19 protein-coding genes are annotated in these 16,930 nt (G+C 65.9%); 11 read left to right on the top strand and 8 right to left on the bottom strand.

The genetic code is table 11. The features are described 5' to 3' along the window. Window positions 1-31 precede the first annotated feature (31 nt). The 3 genes from CUJ89_RS10485 to CUJ89_RS10475 form a co-directional block, all read right to left on the bottom strand. A complete protein-coding gene (locus CUJ89_RS10485; RefSeq protein WP_114177266.1) occupies window positions 32-619 on the bottom strand; it encodes a YSC84-related protein in 588 nt (195 codons plus the stop codon). A gap of 242 nt (window positions 620-861) precedes the next feature. Next, on the bottom strand, window positions 862-1,311 hold the full coding sequence (locus CUJ89_RS10480; protein ID WP_201752232.1) for a hypothetical protein: 450 nt from the start codon (window positions 1,309-1,311) through the stop codon (window positions 862-864). 256 nt (window positions 1,312-1,567) lie between these two features. Beyond that, entirely contained in the window at window positions 1,568-1,858 is a 291-nt protein-coding gene (locus CUJ89_RS10475) for a PsiF family protein (RefSeq protein WP_114177265.1), read from the bottom strand. 271 nt (window positions 1,859-2,129) lie between these two features. Between CUJ89_RS10475 and CUJ89_RS10470 the strand changes: the two genes are divergently transcribed. Continuing rightward, the gene (locus tag CUJ89_RS10470) at window positions 2,130-3,152 is read left to right on the top strand and encodes an asparaginase (RefSeq protein ID WP_114177264.1); all 1,023 of its coding nucleotides are present in this window, start codon (window positions 2,130-2,132) and stop codon (window positions 3,150-3,152) included. 91 nt (window positions 3,153-3,243) lie between these two features. On the opposite strand, the gene lysM is transcribed toward CUJ89_RS10470, so the two are convergent. The 4 genes from lysM to gcl form a co-directional block, all read right to left on the bottom strand. After that, window positions 3,244-3,714: a peptidoglycan-binding protein LysM gene (lysM, locus tag CUJ89_RS10465; RefSeq protein WP_114177263.1), complete on the bottom strand. Its 471-nt coding sequence runs from the start codon at window positions 3,712-3,714 to the stop codon at window positions 3,244-3,246. A gap of 459 nt (window positions 3,715-4,173) precedes the next feature. Beyond that, window positions 4,174-5,067: a 2-hydroxy-3-oxopropionate reductase gene (locus tag CUJ89_RS10455; RefSeq protein WP_114177262.1), complete on the bottom strand. Its 894-nt coding sequence runs from the start codon at window positions 5,065-5,067 to the stop codon at window positions 4,174-4,176. A 41-nt stretch (window positions 5,068-5,108) separates the two neighbouring features. After that, window positions 5,109-5,918, bottom strand: a complete 810-nt coding sequence (gene hyi / locus CUJ89_RS10450) for a hydroxypyruvate isomerase (protein WP_114177261.1) — start codon at window positions 5,916-5,918, stop codon at window positions 5,109-5,111. Window positions 5,919-5,961: 43 nt separating this feature from the next. Continuing rightward, entirely contained in the window at window positions 5,962-7,737 is a 1,776-nt protein-coding gene (gcl, locus tag CUJ89_RS10445; protein ID WP_114177260.1) for a glyoxylate carboligase, read from the bottom strand. A gap of 172 nt (window positions 7,738-7,909) precedes the next feature. Between gcl and CUJ89_RS10440 the strand changes: the two genes are divergently transcribed. From CUJ89_RS10440 to CUJ89_RS10395, 10 genes are all read left to right on the top strand, one after another. Next, window positions 7,910-8,821, top strand: a complete 912-nt coding sequence (locus CUJ89_RS10440; protein WP_047900886.1) for a LysR family transcriptional regulator — start codon at window positions 7,910-7,912, stop codon at window positions 8,819-8,821. A 177-nt stretch (window positions 8,822-8,998) separates the two neighbouring features. Further along, a complete protein-coding gene (locus CUJ89_RS10435; protein ID WP_114177259.1) occupies window positions 8,999-9,640 on the top strand; it encodes an RNA polymerase sigma factor in 642 nt (213 codons plus the stop codon). After that, window positions 9,630-10,523 carry an anti-sigma factor family protein gene (locus tag CUJ89_RS10430; RefSeq protein ID WP_114177258.1) on the top strand — a complete coding sequence of 298 codons (894 nt, stop codon included), beginning with the start codon at window positions 9,630-9,632 and terminating at the stop codon, window positions 10,521-10,523. The genes CUJ89_RS10435 and CUJ89_RS10430 overlap by 11 nt, the downstream gene beginning before the upstream one ends. 237 nt (window positions 10,524-10,760) lie before the next feature. After that, window positions 10,761-11,135, top strand: a complete 375-nt coding sequence (gene rpsF, locus CUJ89_RS10425) for a 30S ribosomal protein S6 (protein WP_006402295.1) — start codon at window positions 10,761-10,763, stop codon at window positions 11,133-11,135. Window positions 11,136-11,175: 40 nt separating this feature from the next. After that, window positions 11,176-11,475: a primosomal replication protein N gene (gene priB / locus CUJ89_RS10420; RefSeq protein WP_011657069.1), complete on the top strand. Its 300-nt coding sequence runs from the start codon at window positions 11,176-11,178 to the stop codon at window positions 11,473-11,475. Between the two features lie 4 nt (window positions 11,476-11,479). Beyond that, the gene (rpsR, locus tag CUJ89_RS10415; RefSeq protein ID WP_114177257.1) at window positions 11,480-11,755 is read left to right on the top strand and encodes a 30S ribosomal protein S18; all 276 of its coding nucleotides are present in this window, start codon (window positions 11,480-11,482) and stop codon (window positions 11,753-11,755) included. A gap of 27 nt (window positions 11,756-11,782) precedes the next feature. After that, window positions 11,783-12,235 carry a 50S ribosomal protein L9 gene (gene rplI / locus CUJ89_RS10410; protein ID WP_114177256.1) on the top strand — a complete coding sequence of 151 codons (453 nt, stop codon included), beginning with the start codon at window positions 11,783-11,785 and terminating at the stop codon, window positions 12,233-12,235. A gap of 139 nt (window positions 12,236-12,374) precedes the next feature. Continuing rightward, a complete protein-coding gene (locus CUJ89_RS10405; protein WP_114177255.1) occupies window positions 12,375-13,757 on the top strand; it encodes a replicative DNA helicase in 1,383 nt (460 codons plus the stop codon). A 138-nt stretch (window positions 13,758-13,895) separates the two neighbouring features. Next, complete coding sequence (locus tag CUJ89_RS10400) at window positions 13,896-14,522, top strand: DUF47 domain-containing protein (protein WP_114177254.1); 627 nt, start codon at window positions 13,896-13,898, stop codon at window positions 14,520-14,522. Window positions 14,523-14,532: 10 nt separating this feature from the next. Further along, window positions 14,533-15,543 carry an inorganic phosphate transporter gene (locus CUJ89_RS10395; RefSeq protein ID WP_114177253.1) on the top strand — a complete coding sequence of 337 codons (1,011 nt, stop codon included), beginning with the start codon at window positions 14,533-14,535 and terminating at the stop codon, window positions 15,541-15,543. Between the two features lie 130 nt (window positions 15,544-15,673). On the opposite strand, the gene CUJ89_RS10390 is transcribed toward CUJ89_RS10395, so the two are convergent. Then, window positions 15,674-16,756 carry a C40 family peptidase gene (locus CUJ89_RS10390; protein ID WP_114177252.1) on the bottom strand — a complete coding sequence of 361 codons (1,083 nt, stop codon included), beginning with the start codon at window positions 16,754-16,756 and terminating at the stop codon, window positions 15,674-15,676. Window positions 16,757-16,930: the final 174 nt, after the last annotated feature.

The raw sequence follows: 16,930 nt of genomic DNA, 5'->3' as shown, positions 1-16,930 counted from the left end.
GCGCGTGGTGCGCACGGGCAGTGCGTCAGCGTCAGATCTTGAGCTTCGTGACCTTCGTGCCGTTGATCGACACGTCGCCCATCAGGCCCGCGTTGGTCAGCACGATCACCTGGACCGGCGCGGTGGCCGTGGTCGTGTCGACCGCGCCGTTCGCGCCCATCTTCACGAGCGCGACCGATGCGCCGGCGCCGGCCGCCCAGCCGTCCGAGCCGCGGAATTCGTCGAGCGCTTCCTGCGTCATGAACAGGAATACGATCGCCTTCGATTGCGCACCGGCCTGCAGGCCGACCGACAGCGACGACGTGTTGTAGTAGCCGACCGTGCTGCCGCCGACGCGCAGCGAGCCGTTGCCGGACTGGCCGCCGACGATGAAGCCCGCCTGGATCACGTCTGGGAACACGAGCACGCCGCGCGATTTCGCGACGAGTTCACGCGAACCCTTGACCGTGGAATACATGCGCGACAGCGTGGCGTCGACGCTCGAGTCGATCGCCTGGCGCTTCGACGCGTTGGTCGCGGCGTTGTCCGGTTTGTCCGGGGTGGTGGTGCAACCGGTGAGCGCGAGGCTACCGACGATAAGCGCAGCGGCGGCTTTCAGCACAAGATTCCGTTTTTGCATCGTTCTTCTCCATCGGATGATGTTCGGAGTGAGTCTCGCTCAAGGAGCGGATCACGTCGGCAGTTATATCACAGCGGATTACAGCCCCTTTTCGTTGCCGCGTGAAAAAGCGTCAAATCGCTCGGGTGTGTCGCGGCGCGCCAACGGATGAGCTGGCGCCCGCGCGCCGGGCGCGCCCGTGCCTGATCGGCATGCGGGGAACACGATGGTCAATCGGACGGCGGCGGCGCGTGCGCGGCGCGTCAGTGCGGGACCGGCGGGACGGGCGGCTTGATCGGCGGGCGGCGCAGCGCGCGGCGGATCAGCGCGATCACGACGCCACAGGCGAACAGGAACGCGGCCGGTACGACCCAGTAGCCGACGAACGCATGCCACAGGTAGCCCGCGAGCGTACTGCGGCGCACCATGTATTCGTCGCGGGCCGCCTGCTGGCGCGGTGCATTGGCGGCGAGCACGTCGGCCGGGCAGCCGGCCGCGCGCGCCTCGTCAGGATCCCCGTGGCACTTCGCGGCGGTGCCGGCTGCCTGCTGCGCGTCGGTGAGCTGCCAGGTGGTCAGTGCGAGCTGCAGGTCCGCCTTGTTGTAGGCCATTTCCTCGCGGATCTCGCGGACGGCGACGATCGCGACGGGCACGGCCCAGAACACGATCACGATCAGCCAGCGGCGGAACCAGCGGTGTTGTCTCCATGCCATCCATGCCTCCGTTTGACGCGCGTGCGCGTCCGTCTCGAGGGCGGCCCGATGGCGCTTCTTGTACTTGGGTGGGCCGCGTTGCAGCCATCATAGAAGAAAACGCGGCGAATTGCCGCACCATGTGGCGGCCCGGGATCGCGGACCGGGAAAGCGGGCGGGAGGAGGCGGAACGCGCGCGTCGATGCGCGTGCAACGAAAACAAAAATGCCGCGCCCGCCGAAGCGGTGCGCGGCATTCGAGACGGGAGCGCCGGGACTCAGGCGGCCGGCTGGCTGCTCAGGCAGCTCTTCATGAATGTCTTGCGGTCGTCGCCCTTCTTGCCGGTGGCCTGCGTGTTGCACGCCTTCATCTTTTCCTGCTGCGTCATCGCCTTCGCGGGCTTCGCCGACAGGCAGTCCTTCATGAACGCCTTGCGTTCGTCGCCCGTCTTGCCGGTTGCCTGGGTGTTACAGGCCTTCATCTTGTCCTGCTGGCTGTTCGCCGCGAACGCGGGGGAAGCCAGCATGCCGCCGAGAAGCACTGCGGCTACGAGCGATTGGATTTTCATTTCGACACTCCCATGGGGTGAATTGCGTTTTATCGACGCCGTCACGAAGCACGATGCGATGAGGATAGGGCCGCATCGCGCCGCGCGCTCCGATTATGGCAAATCAATGTGAAAACACCAAAACGGCACTTTCTATAACGTTGCGGGCGTCACGGCCGTTGACGGCGCGCCCGGCCGGGCGATCGGGACAAACCATGACGCGCAGCGGCCGGCGTCGGCCGCCGCGCCGGAACCTGCCGGATCCCGGCCGCGAGCCATTACAATCGCGGCCATGAATACTCCGAATCCCGCATCCCCTCCGTCCGCTGCAGCCTTGCCGCGCATCGCCGTGCTCGCCACCGGCGGCACGATCGCCGGCGCCGCGCCCGACGCGGCCAGCACGGCCGGCTACCAGGCCGGCGCGCTCGGCGTCGATTTCCTGGTCGACGCGGTGCCGGCGCTCGCGTCGGTCGCGCGCATCGACGCCGAGCAGATCGCCAGCATCGACAGCAAGGATCTCGCGCTGCCGCTGTGGAACACGCTCGCCGCGCGGATCGACGCGCTGATGGCCGATCCGGCGGTCGACGGCATCGTAGTCACCCACGGCACCGACACGCTCGAGGAAACCGCCTATGCGCTGCATCTGGTCGTCCGGGGCGACAAGCCGGTCGTGCTGACGGCCGCGATGCGACCGGCGACCGCGCTGTCGTCCGACGGCCCGCTGAACCTGCTGAACGCGGTGACGGTGGCCGCGCATCCGTCCGCGCGCGGGCAGGGCGTGCTGGTTGCCTTCAACAACCGGATCCATGGCGCGCGCGACGTCGTGAAGACCAGCACCTATGCGGTCGACGCTTTCCAGTCGCCCGAACTCGGCGCACTCGGCTGGGTGCAGGATGGCCGTGTCGAATTCGCGCGCCGCGTCACGCGTTCGCGCGACACGCAGCTGACGATCGCCGCAACGTGGCCGCCCGTCGAAGTCGTCGCGAGCTATGCGGGCGTGACGCGTACGGCCGTCGACGCGCTCGTCGCGGCCGGCGTGCGCGGCCTCGTCGTCGCGGGCACGGGCAACGGGTCGATCCATGCGACGCTGCAGGCGGCGCTGGCCGATGCGGCGAACGCGGGCGTTGCGGTGGTCCGCGCGTCGCGCGTCGGTTCGGGGCACGTGATGCGCAACGGCGCCGCGAACGACGATGCGCTCGGCTTCGTGAGCGCAGGGTCGCTGGGCCCGTTCAAGGCGCGCGTGCTGCTGATGCTCGCGCTCGCGAACGGCATGTGCGGTCGCGACGAACTGCAGCGCGCATTCGATACGCTGTGACGCGATACGCGTCGATCGAGCGGCGCGCGTCGCCCATGAAAAAGGCAGGCCATCGGCCTGCCTTCTTTTTGCGTCAGTCCGGCAAGAATGCTCAGGACTGCGGCGGAATCACGAGCTTCTGGCCCGGGTAGATCCGGTCCGGGCTCGACAGCATCGGCTTGTTCGCCTCGAAGATCACCGGATACTTGCTTGCGTCGCCATACACTTCCTGGGCGATCGCCGACAGCGTGTCGCCGGACTTCACGTCGTGGTACTGCACTTCCGGATCGTCCGGCTGGAGATCGTCGTCGTTGACGCCTGCGACACCCTGCACGTTGCCGGCCGCGACCTTGACCTTGGCCTTCGTGTCGAGGTCGGCGACGCTGCCCGACAACGTGACGGTACGCGACGCGCCGTCGAACGCGACGGTCAGGTTCGACGTGTCGAGACTTTGCGAGTTGATGTAATTCTTGATCGCATCGGCCGCGGTCTGGTTCGCGGCATTCGGATCTTCCGCCGCTTGCGTGTCGGCGTGACCCAGCAGTTTTTCACCCGCCTCTTTGATAAACGAAAGAAGACCCATCGCTGCACTCCTTAGGTGGTTGAAAAGAAAACGCGCCGTGAAGTGGCGAAAAAAACACCGCGCTGGGCGCGGTCACCGAAGGTGACCGCAAGCGCGGCGGTTTTCTCGAAAGGCGTGGCGAAAGTGTAGGCGTTCAACGCGACGATTGCATGAAAAATCGCACGCTTGAACGTAAAGAAATGTAATACGCGAAATCCGACAGGCGGACACCCGACGACGACGTCTGACCGACCAAGGCTTCCCCGGCGCCGCCGGGTGCCGCTGCGGACCCCACCACGCCGCTCTCAGCCCAGAGCGGCGTTTTTCGCCCCGTCCCGCACGCCGTTGGCGATGCGGGGCGGGGCGCCCCACCGTGATGCGCGAGTGCGTCGCGCATCGATGCGACCGGCCGCGACCGGTCGCGCGTGTCTGTCGCGCGTATCCGCCATTGCAGCGGAAACGCGCGTCGTTGCGTCCGCGTTACGCGGCCGGCGTCTGGCCGATCTCGAAGTTCGACATGATCTCGAGCGCGCGCACGAGTGCCGAGTGATCCCATGCCTTGCCGCCGTGCGATGCGCACACGCTGAACAGCTGCTGCGCGCTCGCGGTATGCGGCAGTGCGAGGCCGAGCTTGCGTGCGCCATCGAGCGCGAGGTTCAGGTCCTTCTGGTGCAGCTCGATGCGGAAGCCCGGATCGAACGTGCGCTTCGTCATCCGCGCGCCGTGCACTTCGAGGATGCGCGATGCGGCGAAGCCGCCCATCAGCGCCTGGCGCACGCGCTCCGGATCGGCGCCCGAGCGAGCGGCGAACAGCAGCGCTTCGCCGACGGCCTCGATGTTCAGCGCGACGATGATCTGGTTCGCGACCTTGCAGGTCTGGCCCGCACCGTTGTCGCCGACGAGCGTGATGTTCTTGCCCATCAGCTCGAACAGCGGTTTCGCGCGTTCGAAGGCCTTTTCCGGGCCGCCGACCATGATCGTCAGCGATGCTTCGCGCGCGCCGACTTCGCCGCCGGACACCGGCGCGTCGAGGTAGTCGCAGCCGAGCGCGTTGATCTGCTTCGCGAATTCCTGCGTGTCGAGCGGCGAGATCGAGCTCATGTCGATCACGAGCTTGCCGGCCGTCAGGCCCTTCGCAACGCCGTCGTCGGCGAACAGCACGTTGCGTACGTCGGGCGTATCCGGAACCATCACGACGATGATGTCCGCGTTCTGTGCGACTTCGGTCGAGTTCGCGACGACCTTCGCGCTGGCGCGCAGGTCGTCCGGGATCGGGAACGCACCGTTCACGACGAGCTGATGGTCGCCCTTGAGCAGGTTGCGCGCCATGTGCGCGCCCATGATGCCGAGGCCGATGAAACCGATGGTTGCCATGTGAAAGTCTCCTATAGGGGCGAAAGCGGGAAGGGCGGATCTCAGGCGGCGCGACGCGCCGAGCCCGGTGCGCAGCCGGCGACGCTTTGCAGCCAGCCGAGGCCTTCCGTCGTGGTGGAGCGGGGCTTGTATTCGCAGCCGACGTAGCCGGCATAGCCGAGCCGGTCGAGCAGCGCGAACAGGAACGCGTAGTTGATCTCGCCCGTGCCCGGCTCGTTGCGGCCCGGGTTGTCCGCGAGCTGGATGTGTCCGATCGACGCGAGGTTGCGTTCGATCGTCGCGGCCAGTTCGCCTTCCATGCGCTGCATGTGATAAATGTCGTACTGCAGGAACAGGTTGTCCGAGCCGACCGCGCGGATCACGTCGAGCCCTTCGGACGAGCGGTTCAGCGCGAAGCCCGGGATGTCGAAGCTGTTGCACGGCTCGACGAGCAGGCGGATGCCTTCGCGCTTCAACGCGTCGGCGGCAAAGCGCAGGTTGTCGACGATCGTGACGAAGGTCTTGTCGCGCGCCGTGCTGGCCGACGGGATGCCGACGAGGCAGTTCAGCTGCGGCACCTTCAGTGCCTTCGCGTACTCGATCGCACGGCCGACACCTTCCTGGAATTCGCCGACACGATCGGGCAGGCAAGCGATGCCGCGCTCGCCCTGGTCCCAGTTGCCGGCGGGCAGGTTGTGCAGCACGAGGCGCAGGCGGTGCGTCTCGAGCTGTGCGGCGAGTTCCTCTTTCGCGTACGGATACGGGAACAGGAACTCGACGGCGTCGAAGCCCGCGTCCGCGGCCGCCTTGAAGCGGTCGAGGAACGGCACTTCGTTGAACAGCATGGTCAGGTTTGCAGCAAACTTCGGCATGAGCTAAGCCTCTTCGGTCGGTCAGTCAAAAATGTCGTGCAGATCAGTCGAGCATCGAGATTGCGGTCGGTGCGTGCTCGGCCTTTTCGGCGAGATCTTCGAATTCGTTGATCGCGTCGATTTCGGTGCCCATCGAGATGTTCGTCACGCGCTCGAGGATCACTTCGACCACCACCGGCACGCTGAACTCTTCCGCGAGCTTCTGCGCCTGCCGCAGTGCCGGCTCGATTTCTTCCGGCTTGAACACGCGCAGTGCCTTGCAGCCGAGACCTTCCGCCACTGCCACGTGGTCGACGCCATAGCCGTTCAGTTCCGGTGCGTTCACGTTGTCGAACGCGAGCTGCACGCAGTAGTCCATGTCGAACGCACGCTGCGCCTGGCGGATCAGCCCGAGGTACGAGTTGTTCACGACGACGTGCACGTACGGCAGCTTGAATTGCGCGCCGGCTGCCAGTTCCTCGATCATGAACTGGAAGTCGTAGTCGCCGGACAGCGCGACGATCGGGCGGCTCGGATCGGCCGCACGCACGCCGAGTGCGGCGGGGATCGTCCAGCCGAGCGGGCCAGCCTGGCCGCAGTTGATCCAGTTGCGTGCCTTGAACACGTGCAGGAACTGTGCGGCGGCGATCTGCGACAGGCCGATCGTGCTGACGTAGCACGTATCGCGGCCGAACACCTTGTTCATTTCTTCGTACACGCGCTGCGGCTTGACCGGCACGTTGTCGAAGTGCGTCTTGCGCTGCAGCGTGCGCTTGCGTGCCTGGCAGTCGGCCACCCACGCGCTGCGGTCCTTCAGCTTGCCGGCCGCCTTCCATTCCTGTGCGACGGCGACGAACAGCTCGAGTGCCGCCTTCGCGTCCGACACGATGCCGAGATCCGGGCCGAACACGCGGCCGATCTGCGTCGGCTCGATGTCGACGTGCACGAACTTGCGGCCCTTCGTATAGACCTCGACGCTGCCCGTGTGGCGGTTCGCCCAGCGGTTGCCGATGCCGAGCACGAAGTCGGAAGCGAGCATCGTCGCGTTGCCGTAGCGGTGCGACGTCTGCAGGCCGACCATGCCGGCCATCAGCGGGTGATCGTCCGGAATCGCGCCCCACGACATCAGCGTCGGGATCACCGGCACGCCGATCGTTTCGGCGAACTGGACGAGCAGGTCTTCGGCCGCCGCATTGAGCACGCCGCCGCCCGACACGATCAGCGGCTTGTCCGCGTCGTTGAGCATCGTCAGCGCCTTCTCGATCTGCGCGCGGCTCGCCGCGGGCTTGTAGATCGGCAGCGGTTCGTACGTGTCGATGTCGAATTCGATTTCGGCGAGCTGTACGTCGATCGGCAGGTCGACGAGCACCGGGCCCGGACGGCCCGAGCGCATCAGGTGGAATGCCTGCTGGAACACGCGCGGCACGAGCGCCGGCTCGCGGACGGTGACGGCCCACTTGGTGACGGGCTTTGCGATCGACTCGATGTCGACGGCCTGGAAGTCTTCCTTGTACAGGCGTGCACGCGGCGCCTGGCCCGTGATCGCGAGGATCGGAATCGAGTCGGCCGATGCGGAATAGAGGCCCGTGATCATGTCGGTGCCGGCGGGGCCCGACGTGCCGATGCACACGCCGATGTTGCCCGGGGCGGCACGCGTGAAGCCTTCGGCCATGTGCGATGCGCCTTCGACGTGGCGGGCCAGCACGTGGCTGATGCCACCCGACTTGCGCATCGCGGAGTAGAACGGGTTGATTGCTGCACCCGGCACACCGAACGCGGTCTGGATGCCTTCCTTCTCGAGCACGAGCACAGCTGCGTCGACGGCTCTCATCTTGGCCATGGATGTCTCCTTGAATGTGGTGGATCTTGCGAATGGGTCTGTTGGGAACACTTTAGGGACGCAGGAAAGGTTTGATAAGATCCGCCGGAGTCGCTTATTTCGAAACTAAAAGTATTGAATGACGGCCGGACGGGGTTTCCCGCCGGTGTCGGAACAGAGACGGAGACCGGAGATGGATCGCTTCAAGCAGATCGAGACGTTCGTGCGGGTCGCCGATGCCGGCAGCCTCGCGGCGGCGGCGCTCGAGGAGGGCGTGTCGCCGGTGGTGCTCGGGCGGCGCATCGACGCGCTCGAGAAGCGCCTCGGCGTAAAGCTGATGTACCGCTCGACGCGGCGGCTGGTGGTCAGCGAGGAGGGCGCCGCGTTCCTCGAGCGTTGCCGCGGGCTGCTGTCCGAATGGGACCAGGCCGAGAACGAGCTGGCCGCCGGGCGGCGTGCGGTCAGCGGGCACCTGATCGTGTCCGCGCCGGCCGCGTTCGGGCGCAAGCACGTCGCGCCGCATGCGCCCGGCTTTCTCGCCGACAAGCCCGAGATGCAGCTGTCGTTCAACCTGACCGACCGCGTCGTCGATCTCGTGCGCGAGGGCTACGACCTGTCGATCCGGATCGGCGGCGCCGTCGATCCGAACTTCGTCGCGGTGAAGCTGGCATCGAACCGGCGCGTCGTGTGCGGCACGCCCGACTATTTCCGCCGGCACGGCCGGCCGAAGTCGCTCGACGACCTGCTGAAGCACAACTGCCTCGCGTTCAACCTGCAGGGCGGGCAGAACCGCGGCTGGTATTTCCAGCGTCACGGCAAGATCGCGACGATGCGCGTGGCCGGCAATCTCGACTGCAACGACGGTGAGCTGCTGCACCGCTGGGTGGCCGAAGGCCTCGGGCTCGGCTGGCGTTCGACGTGGGAAATCGCCGCGCAGCTGGAGACGGGCGAGCTCGAGACCGTGCTCGACGAGTATGCGCTGCCGGACTACGACATCCTCGCGGTCTACCCGCAGCAGCGCTACGTGCCGGCCCGCGTGCGCTATTTCATCGACTACCTGCGCGCCGCATACGCGCGCCCCGGCTACTGGAGCACCACGCCGTAGCGGGGCGGGCGGCCCGGCCGCAGGGGCGTCCGGCGATTTTTTTACGCTTCATGCGCGTGGCGCGGGAATAAACTCGATGCAGCGACGGTAAGGTCATCGAGCGCGCACGTTGCCGGTCTGTCCGGGCGCCGTGCGCGGAACGGGCGCGGCCTTGGCCGCCGGGACCAGGGAGGCCATGTGGCGCAAGCCGGACAGGCGGTCGAGGAGCGGGCCGCGGACGACGCGGTGGCGCGCGGCGAGCGGTTTCGCGTGCTCGTGCTGCCGCATCTCGACGCCGCATACAACCTCGCACGCTGGCTGAGCGGCAGCGCGGGCGATGCGGACGACGTTGTCCAGGACGCGTGCATGCGCGCGCTGCGCTTCGTCGATTCGTGTCGCGGCGACAACGCACGGCCGTGGCTGCTGACGATCGTGCGCCACACCTGGTACACCGAATGGCGGCGTCGCACGCATGCGCACGAGGTCGCGCTGCCCGACACGCTCGACGACACCGACGTTCCAGACGACTGGCAGCCCGCGACCGAGGATCCGCTCGCACAACTGCTGCGCGGCGAGAACGTGCGGCTCGTGAATGCGGCGCTCGCGAAGCTGCCGCCCGAATACCGCGAGGTGCTTGTGCTGCGCGAGATGGAGGACCTGAGCTACCGCGAGATCGCGGCGATCGCGGACGTGCCGGTCGGCACGGTGATGTCGCGGCTCTCGCGCGGCCGCCGCAGGCTCGCCGCGCTGCTGGGCGGCGTGCCGGCGCCGGCGTCCGGAGGCAAGCCGGGCCGTGCGCAGGCGGGTGGAACCGCATCGGAGGCTATCGATGGACTGTAACGAAGCGCGAGCATTGCTGGACGCGGACGTCGACCGCGAGCTGTCGGCGCCCGATGCGTTGCGGGTCCAGCAGCATGTCGAAGGGTGCGACGCGTGCCGCCGCGAACGCGCGCGGATCGTCACGCTGGTGCAGGCCGTGCGGCAGGCCGACTATCACCGTGCGCCGGATGCGCTGCGGGCGAGCATCCTCGCGGGGCTGCCGGCGGCGGACGACGGGCGGGCCCGCGGGCAGTCGCGTGCAGAGTCGCGGCCCGAGCCTCGATCGCAACCGCAGCCGCGCGGCCGCCGCTGGTTCTCCTGGCCGACCGGCCGCGGCGTGTCGGCACGCCCGGCGCCTGCCGGCCCGGGGCCGCGCGTTGCCGCGCTGCCCGGGCTCGGCTGGGGCGTCGCGCTGATGGTGGCGCTTGCCGCAGCGGCCGGAATGGCGTTGTCCGCGCGCCATGCCGACACCGACCGGACGGTCGACGAACTCGTCGCGAGCCACGTGCGTGCCGACCTGTCGGCGCGCGACATCGACGTGATCTCGACCGACCGGCACACGGTCAAGCCGTGGTTCAACGGCCGGCTCGACTATGCGCCGCCGGTCGAGGATCTCGCGGCGAGCGGCTTCGCGCTGGTCGGCGGCCGGCTCGACTACGTCGGACGGCGCCGCGTCGCGGTGCTCGTCTACCGCTACCGGCAGCACGTGATCGACGTCTACGTGCGGCCGGCCGGCGAAGGGCCGGCGGCCGCGCCGTACGCGACCGTGTCGCAGGGTTATGCGCTCGACCGCTGGGACGCGGCCGGGATGACATGGTGGGCCGTGACCGACGCCGAGCCGTCGGCGCTTGCGGCGTTCAGGACGGCGCTCGACGCGCGGCTCGCCGGCACGCGCAGCGAGTGACGGCATGATGGGTTGCGGGCCTCGGGCTCGCTTGAGATCCGACCCCGATCTAGAAAAGGCCGAAAGCCTATGGCGTTCGCTGGCCCGGCTATTCAAGTCTTTGAAAACACGGCTGAATCCGCTCGCGTAGCGTCGATTGGCCTTGCATGCGCCCCGTATCCAGGTTAGAATCTTCGGCTTCTCACTTGCCACACCGGTTCAGACGCCCGGGTGGCTTTAATCCACAAGGAGTGTGTAATGCGTCATTACGAAATCGTATTCATCGTGCACCCCGATCAGAGCGAGCAAGTGCCCGCGATGATCGAGCGTTACAAGACCACGATCACGTCGCACGGCGGTCAGATCCACCGCGTCGAAGACTGGGGCCGTCGCCAACTGGCCTACATGATCGAGAAACTCGCGAAGGCTCACTACGTCTGCATGAACATCGAGTGCGACCAGACGACGCTCGACGAACTCGAACACGCGTTCAAGTTCAACGACGCCGTGCTGCGTCACCTCATCGTCAAGATGAAGAAGGCCGAGACCGGCCCGTCGCCGATGATGAAGGAAGTTCAGCGCGAAGAAGCCAAGAAGGCGGCTGCAGCTCAGCCGACCGAAGCGCAGGCTTAAGTTCGTCATTCATTAAGCCATCAAGGAGCGCGCCACTCACGTGAACAGGTTGCAATTGACGGCGAGCGTCGTCGAACGCGCACCGGTGCGATATACGCCGGCCGGCGTTCCGATCGCAAGCGCCACGTTGCACCACCGCACGGAAGTCGTCGAAGCAGGCATTCCCCGTCAGGTCGAAATGACGATCGAGGCGGTGGCGGCCGGTGAGGCGAGCGGCAGGCTGGAAAGCCGTGAAATGGGCGTCGAAACGCTGTTCACGGGCTTCCTGGCAAAGAAAAGCCGCAACGCGAGAACCTTGGTGTTTCACATCACAGCATTGCAGGACATTGGAAAGGACTGAAATCATGCCCCGCCCGACTGGTAAGAAATTCGACAAGCGTCGTCAGCAACAAAACCCGCTCTTCAAGCGCAAGAAGTTCTGCCGTTTCACGGCAGCCAGTGTCGATCACATCGACTACAAGGATACGGATACGCTGAAGGACTTCATCGGCGAAAACGGCAAGATCACGCCGGCTCGCCTGACGGGTACGAAGTCGCACTATCAGCGTCAGCTGGATACGGCAATCAAGCGTGCGCGTTTCCTCGCGCTGCTGCCGTACACCGATCAGCACAAGGCGTAATCAGGCGACGCAATAAGGAGAATTCGAATGCAAATCATTCTGTTGGAAAAAGTCGCCAATCTGGGCAACCTCGGCGACATCGTCAAGGTCAAGGACGGTTACGCTCGCAACTTCCTGATCCCGAACCGCAAGGCTCGCCGTGCAACGAAGGAAGCGATCGCCGAATTCGAAGTGCGCCGCGCTGAACTCGAAAAGATCGCCGCTGAAAAGCTGGCGGCATCGCAGGCAGTCGGCGAGAAGCTGAACGGCCAGACGTTCGAAATCACGCAGAAGTCGGGCGTTGACGGCCGTCTGTTCGGCTCGGTCACGAACGGCGACGTCGCGGAACTGCTGAAGAAGGCAGGTTTCGAAGTCGAGAAGCTGCAGGTTCGCATGCCGGAAGGCCCGCTGAAGATGATCGGCGAGCACAACGTCCAGGTTGCACTGCACACGGACGTCATCGTCGACATCACGGTCAACGTGATCGGCGACCACGCGTAAGCGTACGCAAGCTTTCCGGGCGGCTTCCGTCGTCCGGACAAGGGCAGGCGCCCGGGCAACCGGGGCCTGCCTTTTTTATTGCCGCATCACTGGCGGCCGGTATGGCGCCGTCCTGTGTAATTCGCGATAATCCCAACCCATGAACGCGCCGCAAGATCCCCAAATCGAATCGCTGAAAGTCCCGCCGCACTCGGTCGAAGCCGAGCAGTCGGTGCTCGGCGGCCTGTTGCTCGACAACGCGGCATGGGACCGGATCGCCGACTTCCTGTCGCAGGGCGATTTCTACCGCTACGACCACCGGATCATCTACGAGCACATCGGCCGGCTGATCGCGTCGACGCGCCCGGCCGACGTGGTGACCGTGTACGAAGCGCTGACGACGTCCGGCAAGGCGAACGACGTCGGCGGGCTCGCCTACCTGAACGCGCTCGCACAGAACACGCCGAGCGCGGCCAACATCCGCCGCTACGCGGAAATCGTGCGCGACCGCGCGGTGCTGCGTCGCCTCGTGTCGGTAGCCGACGAGATCTCCGCCGACGCATTCAATCCGCAGGGCAAGGAAGTCCGCCAGTTGCTCGACGAGGCGGAATCGAAGGTGTTCTCGATCGCCGAAGACGGCGCACGCGGCAACCAGGGCTTTCTCGAGATCGGCCCGCTGCTCACGCAGGTCGTCGAGCGGATCGACACGCTGTATCACACCGCGAACCCGAGCGATGTCACAGGCACGCCGACGGGCTTCGTCGACCTCGACCGGATGACGTCGGGCATGCACGGCGGCGAGCTGATCATTGTCGCGGGGCGCCCGTCGATGGGTAAGACGGCCCTCTCGATGAACATCGGCGAATACGTCGCGGTCGAGTATGGCCTGCCCGTCGCGGTGTTCTCGATGGAAATGCCGGGCACGCAGCTCGTGATGCGGATGCTCGGCTCGATCGGCCGGCTCGACCAGCACCGGATGCGCACGGGCCGCCTGACCGACGAGGATTGGCCGAAGCTCACCCACGCGGTGCAGAAAATGAGCGAGGCGCAGCTGTTCATCGACGAAACGGGCGGCCTGAACCCGATGGAACTGCGTTCGCGCGCACGCCGGCTTTCGCGTCAGTGCGGCAAGCTAGGCCTGATCATCGTCGACTACCTGCAGCTGATGTCGGGGTCGTCGCAGGGCGAGAACCGTGCGACCGAAATCTCGGAAATTTCACGTTCGCTGAAGAGTCTCGCGAAGGAACTCGACGTGCCGGTGATCGCACTGTCGCAGCTGAACCGCGGCCTCGAACAGCGCCCGAACAAGCGTCCGGTGATGTCGGATTTGCGCGAATCGGGCGCAATCGAACAGGATGCGGACGTGATCCTGTTCATTTACCGCGACGAAGTCTACAACCCGGACAGCCCCGACAAGGGCACGGCCGAAATCATCATCGGCAAGCAGCGTAACGGCCCGATCGGCCCCGTTCGGCTCACGTTCCTGGGTCAATACACGAAGTTCGACAACTTTGCAGGGGCGCAAAACTTCCACGGCGAATAGCGCCGGAAGTAAACCCCTATTTCGCCAAGCGTTGTATCCAATCCCGGCGCGTGTATATGCGCGCGCCGCGGCGCGACCGGAAACGGTACAATGTCGCCCGTTTTCGTGACAGTAGTTTGACAATCTCTCAGGAATCCCATGTTCGGTCGATTCATGCCCACCGAGGGCAAGTTCTTTGAACTCTTCAATGCGCACGCGAAGTACATCGTTTCCGGTGGCCGCGAGCTCGAACTGCTGATCGACAATCTCGCCGACGCCGAGATTCACAAGCAAAACGTGCAGACCGCCGAGAAGGCGGCTGACAAGCTCACGCACGAAGCGATCGATCTGCTGCACAAGACCTTCATCACGCCGCTCGATCGCGACGAGATCCACAAGCTGATCACGACGATGGACGACATCCTCGACCTGATGGAGGACGTCGCGACGGCCGTGTCGCTGTACGACGTGCAGGCCGTCACGTCCGAGGCGAGCCAGCTCGCGCACATCGTCACGCAGTCGGCCCAGCATGTGCAGCAGGCTGTCGGGATGCTGTCCGACATGAAGCAGTCGGCGCAGATCCTCAAGCAATGCGAGGAGATCGACCGCTGGGAGTCGGAGGCCGATCGCGTGCTGCGCGCAGCGATGTCGAAGCTGTTCCGCGAGGAAGACGACGTGAAGACGCTCATCAAGCTGAAGGCGATCTACGAGCTGCTCGAAGAGATCACCGACAAATGCGAAGACGTCGCGAACATCATCGAAGGCATCGTGCTGGAAAACGCCTGAGCGGACCACGATGCATTCGATACAACTCGCCCTATGGATGGTCGCGACGCTGGTGCTCGTCGCGCTCGTATTCGACTTTATGAACGGCTTTCACGACGCGGCGAACTCGATCGCCACCGTCGTGTCCACCGGGGTGCTGAAGCCCCAGCAGGCCGTGGTGTTCGCGGCCGCGTTCAACGTCATCGCGTATTTCATCTTCCACCTGAAAGTCGCACAGACCGTCGGCAGAGGCACGATCGATCCCGAGATCGTCGACCACTATGTCGTGTTCGGCGCGCTGGTCGGCGCGATCGGCTGGAACGTGATCACCTGGTACTACGGGATCCCGTCGAGCTCGTCGCACGCGCTGATCGGCGGCCTGGTCGGCGCGGCGCTCGCGAAGTCGGGCTGGAGCTCGCTGAACATCGACGGGCTGATGAAGACCGTCGCGTTCATCTTCATTTCGCCGCTGCTCGGCTTCATCCTCGGTTCGCTGTTCATGCTCGGCGTGTCGTGGCTGTATTTCCGTACCGCGCCAAGCAAGGTCGACCGGCGGTTCCGGCGCCTCCAGCTGCTGTCGGCCGGCCTGTACAGCCTGGGCCACGGCGGTAACGACGCGCAGAAGACGATCGGCATCATCTGGATGCTGCTGATCGCGTCGGGCTATGCGTCGGCGACGTCCGATGCGCCGCCCGCGTGGGTGATCGGCGCGTGCTACCTGTCGATGGGTCTCGGCACGCTGTTCGGCGGCTGGCGCATCGTGCGCACGATGGGTCAGAAAATCACGAAGCTCAAGCCGGTCGGCGGTTTCTGCGCGGAAAGCGGCGGTGCGATCACGCTGTTCATTGCGTCGTTCCTCGGCATCCCCGTATCGACCACGCATACGATCACCGGCGCGATCGTCGGCGTCGGCGCGACGCAGAAGCTGTCGGCCGTGCGCTGGGGCGTTGCCGGCAACATCGTGTGGGCGTGGGTGCTGACGATTCCGGCGTCGGCGCTGATCGCGGCCGGCGGATGGTGGCTCGGGCACCGGATCTTCTGATCGCCAACGCAGCCGGGCCGACATGAAATGCGCCGCATGCCGAAAGGCTGCGGCGCATTTTCTTTAGGGGCGCGGGAGTGTGCGACGAATGGCGGATGCCGTCCCGGGTGGCCGGGGTTGGCGAAGCGAACTAGTCACTTCCGTTTGCGAACCGGGCAATCGGGTCATCTGCCGTGCCGGGGCGCGTGCTGACGGGCGCGGATTGCGTCGACGCACGCAGTACCTGCACGGCAGCGGGCGCGGGCTCGGTGCTGCGCGGCGACGTCGCGGCGGTTGCGGACGGCGGCTCCGCATCGAAAGCGGCGGCCTGGGCAGCCGTCAGCGCCGTCGTCGGAATCTGCGTGCCGACCTCTGCCGGCGTGGCCGGCGCTGCATTGGCCGTCATTCCGCCAGTCGCGAATGTTGCTTGTTGCTGAGCCGCCTGCACGCGCGGCGGCGGCGGCTCGTACGGATCGGCGGGCGCGGCCGCAGGGGCAACTGCGGCGGTCGACACGGCCTGCGTGGCCGGCATGACCGGAGCGGGCGACTGGGTCGCGCCAGCTTGCGGCGAAGCATAGGCAGGCTGCCGCGGCACGGCGGCCGTCACGACAGGGGCGGGCGCAACCGCCGGCGGGTTGCGCGGCTCGTCGCGCCGTGCATCGTAGGTCGGCGCATCGAACGGCGTGGGCGTCGCACGCGGCGGTGCGACGCGGCGAATGCCGTCGAAACGCTTGGCCCAGTACGGATTCGTCAGGTAGTCGAGCCGCACGGTGCCGCCCGTCGACGGTGCATTGACGAAACGCAGCTTGCCGACATAGATGCCGACGTGCGAATGCGGCCGTCCGGTCGTATTGAAGAAGATCAGGTCGCCGGGCGCGACCTGGTCGGGATCGATCGACACGCCGCGGTCGCTCATGTCGGCGGTCGTGCGCGGCAGGTTCACGTCGGCCGCGCGGCCGATCACGTAGCGGACGAGCCCGCTGCAGTCGAAGCCGCTCGTCGGCGTGTTGCCACCCCAGCGATACGGGACGCCGACGAGGCTCATCGCCTGGATCGAGATTTCTTCCTGGCCGACGCTGTGATCGACGAATTTCGGAAAATTGGCGGGTGCGGGGAACGCGCGCGGCGTCGTGATCTTCATGCCCGAGGCGGTGCGCGATGCCGACTGCGGCGGCACGCTGGAGCAGGCCGCAAGCAGCGAAACGACGGCGACGGGAACCCAGAATCGAAGCATGGCAAGGCGGGCGAGCGCGGTGCGCTCGCGAATCGTATGACAACAGACAGACCCGATGGTAGACGCTCCGGCGGGGCTTAAGCAACCATTCTTGAGAATTTACTTGAAGTTTCGCGCGTAAACAGGGTTGTTTCGTGACGACGGATTACCTGCGTTTTCGACCCCAAATAAAAA

Origin of the sequence: Burkholderia pyrrocinia, from assembly GCF_003330765.1 — a bacterium.
GTDB lineage: Bacteria > Pseudomonadota > Gammaproteobacteria > Burkholderiales > Burkholderiaceae > Burkholderia > Burkholderia pyrrocinia_B.
Note: the sequence above shows the minus strand (reverse complement) of the source record. Positions and strands in the feature narration are given on the sequence as shown.

What these genes read in the sequence shown, in the direction of transcription:
- CUJ89_RS10485 (WP_114177266.1), bottom strand. Translation starts at nt 619, where the DNA reads ATGCAAAAACGGAATCTTGTGCTGAAAGCCGCCGCTGCGCTTATCGTC.
- CUJ89_RS10455 (WP_114177262.1), bottom strand. Translation starts at nt 5,067, where the DNA reads ATGGCAACCATCGGTTTCATCGGCCTCGGCATCATGGGCGCGCACATG.
- CUJ89_RS10475 (WP_114177265.1), bottom strand. Translation starts at nt 1,858, where the DNA reads ATGAAAATCCAATCGCTCGTAGCCGCAGTGCTTCTCGGCGGCATGCTG.
- CUJ89_RS10395 (WP_114177253.1), top strand. Translation starts at nt 14,533, where the DNA reads ATGCATTCGATACAACTCGCCCTATGGATGGTCGCGACGCTGGTGCTC.
- rpsF (WP_006402295.1), top strand. Translation starts at nt 10,761, where the DNA reads ATGCGTCATTACGAAATCGTATTCATCGTGCACCCCGATCAGAGCGAG.
- CUJ89_RS10470 (WP_114177264.1), top strand. Translation starts at nt 2,130, where the DNA reads ATGAATACTCCGAATCCCGCATCCCCTCCGTCCGCTGCAGCCTTGCCG.
- CUJ89_RS10440 (WP_047900886.1), top strand. Translation starts at nt 7,910, where the DNA reads ATGGATCGCTTCAAGCAGATCGAGACGTTCGTGCGGGTCGCCGATGCC.
- CUJ89_RS10430 (WP_114177258.1), top strand. Translation starts at nt 9,630, where the DNA reads ATGGACTGTAACGAAGCGCGAGCATTGCTGGACGCGGACGTCGACCGC.
- gcl (WP_114177260.1), bottom strand. Translation starts at nt 7,737, where the DNA reads ATGGCCAAGATGAGAGCCGTCGACGCAGCTGTGCTCGTGCTCGAGAAG.
- rplI (WP_114177256.1), top strand. Translation starts at nt 11,783, where the DNA reads ATGCAAATCATTCTGTTGGAAAAAGTCGCCAATCTGGGCAACCTCGGC.
- rpsR (WP_114177257.1), top strand. Translation starts at nt 11,480, where the DNA reads ATGCCCCGCCCGACTGGTAAGAAATTCGACAAGCGTCGTCAGCAACAA.
- CUJ89_RS10400 (WP_114177254.1), top strand. Translation starts at nt 13,896, where the DNA reads ATGTTCGGTCGATTCATGCCCACCGAGGGCAAGTTCTTTGAACTCTTC.
- lysM (WP_114177263.1), bottom strand. Translation starts at nt 3,714, where the DNA reads ATGGGTCTTCTTTCGTTTATCAAAGAGGCGGGTGAAAAACTGCTGGGT.
- CUJ89_RS10405 (WP_114177255.1), top strand. Translation starts at nt 12,375, where the DNA reads ATGAACGCGCCGCAAGATCCCCAAATCGAATCGCTGAAAGTCCCGCCG.
- CUJ89_RS10480 (WP_201752232.1), bottom strand. Translation starts at nt 1,311, where the DNA reads ATGGCATGGAGACAACACCGCTGGTTCCGCCGCTGGCTGATCGTGATC.
- CUJ89_RS10390 (WP_114177252.1), bottom strand. Translation starts at nt 16,756, where the DNA reads ATGCTTCGATTCTGGGTTCCCGTCGCCGTCGTTTCGCTGCTTGCGGCC.
- hyi (WP_114177261.1), bottom strand. Translation starts at nt 5,918, where the DNA reads ATGCCGAAGTTTGCTGCAAACCTGACCATGCTGTTCAACGAAGTGCCG.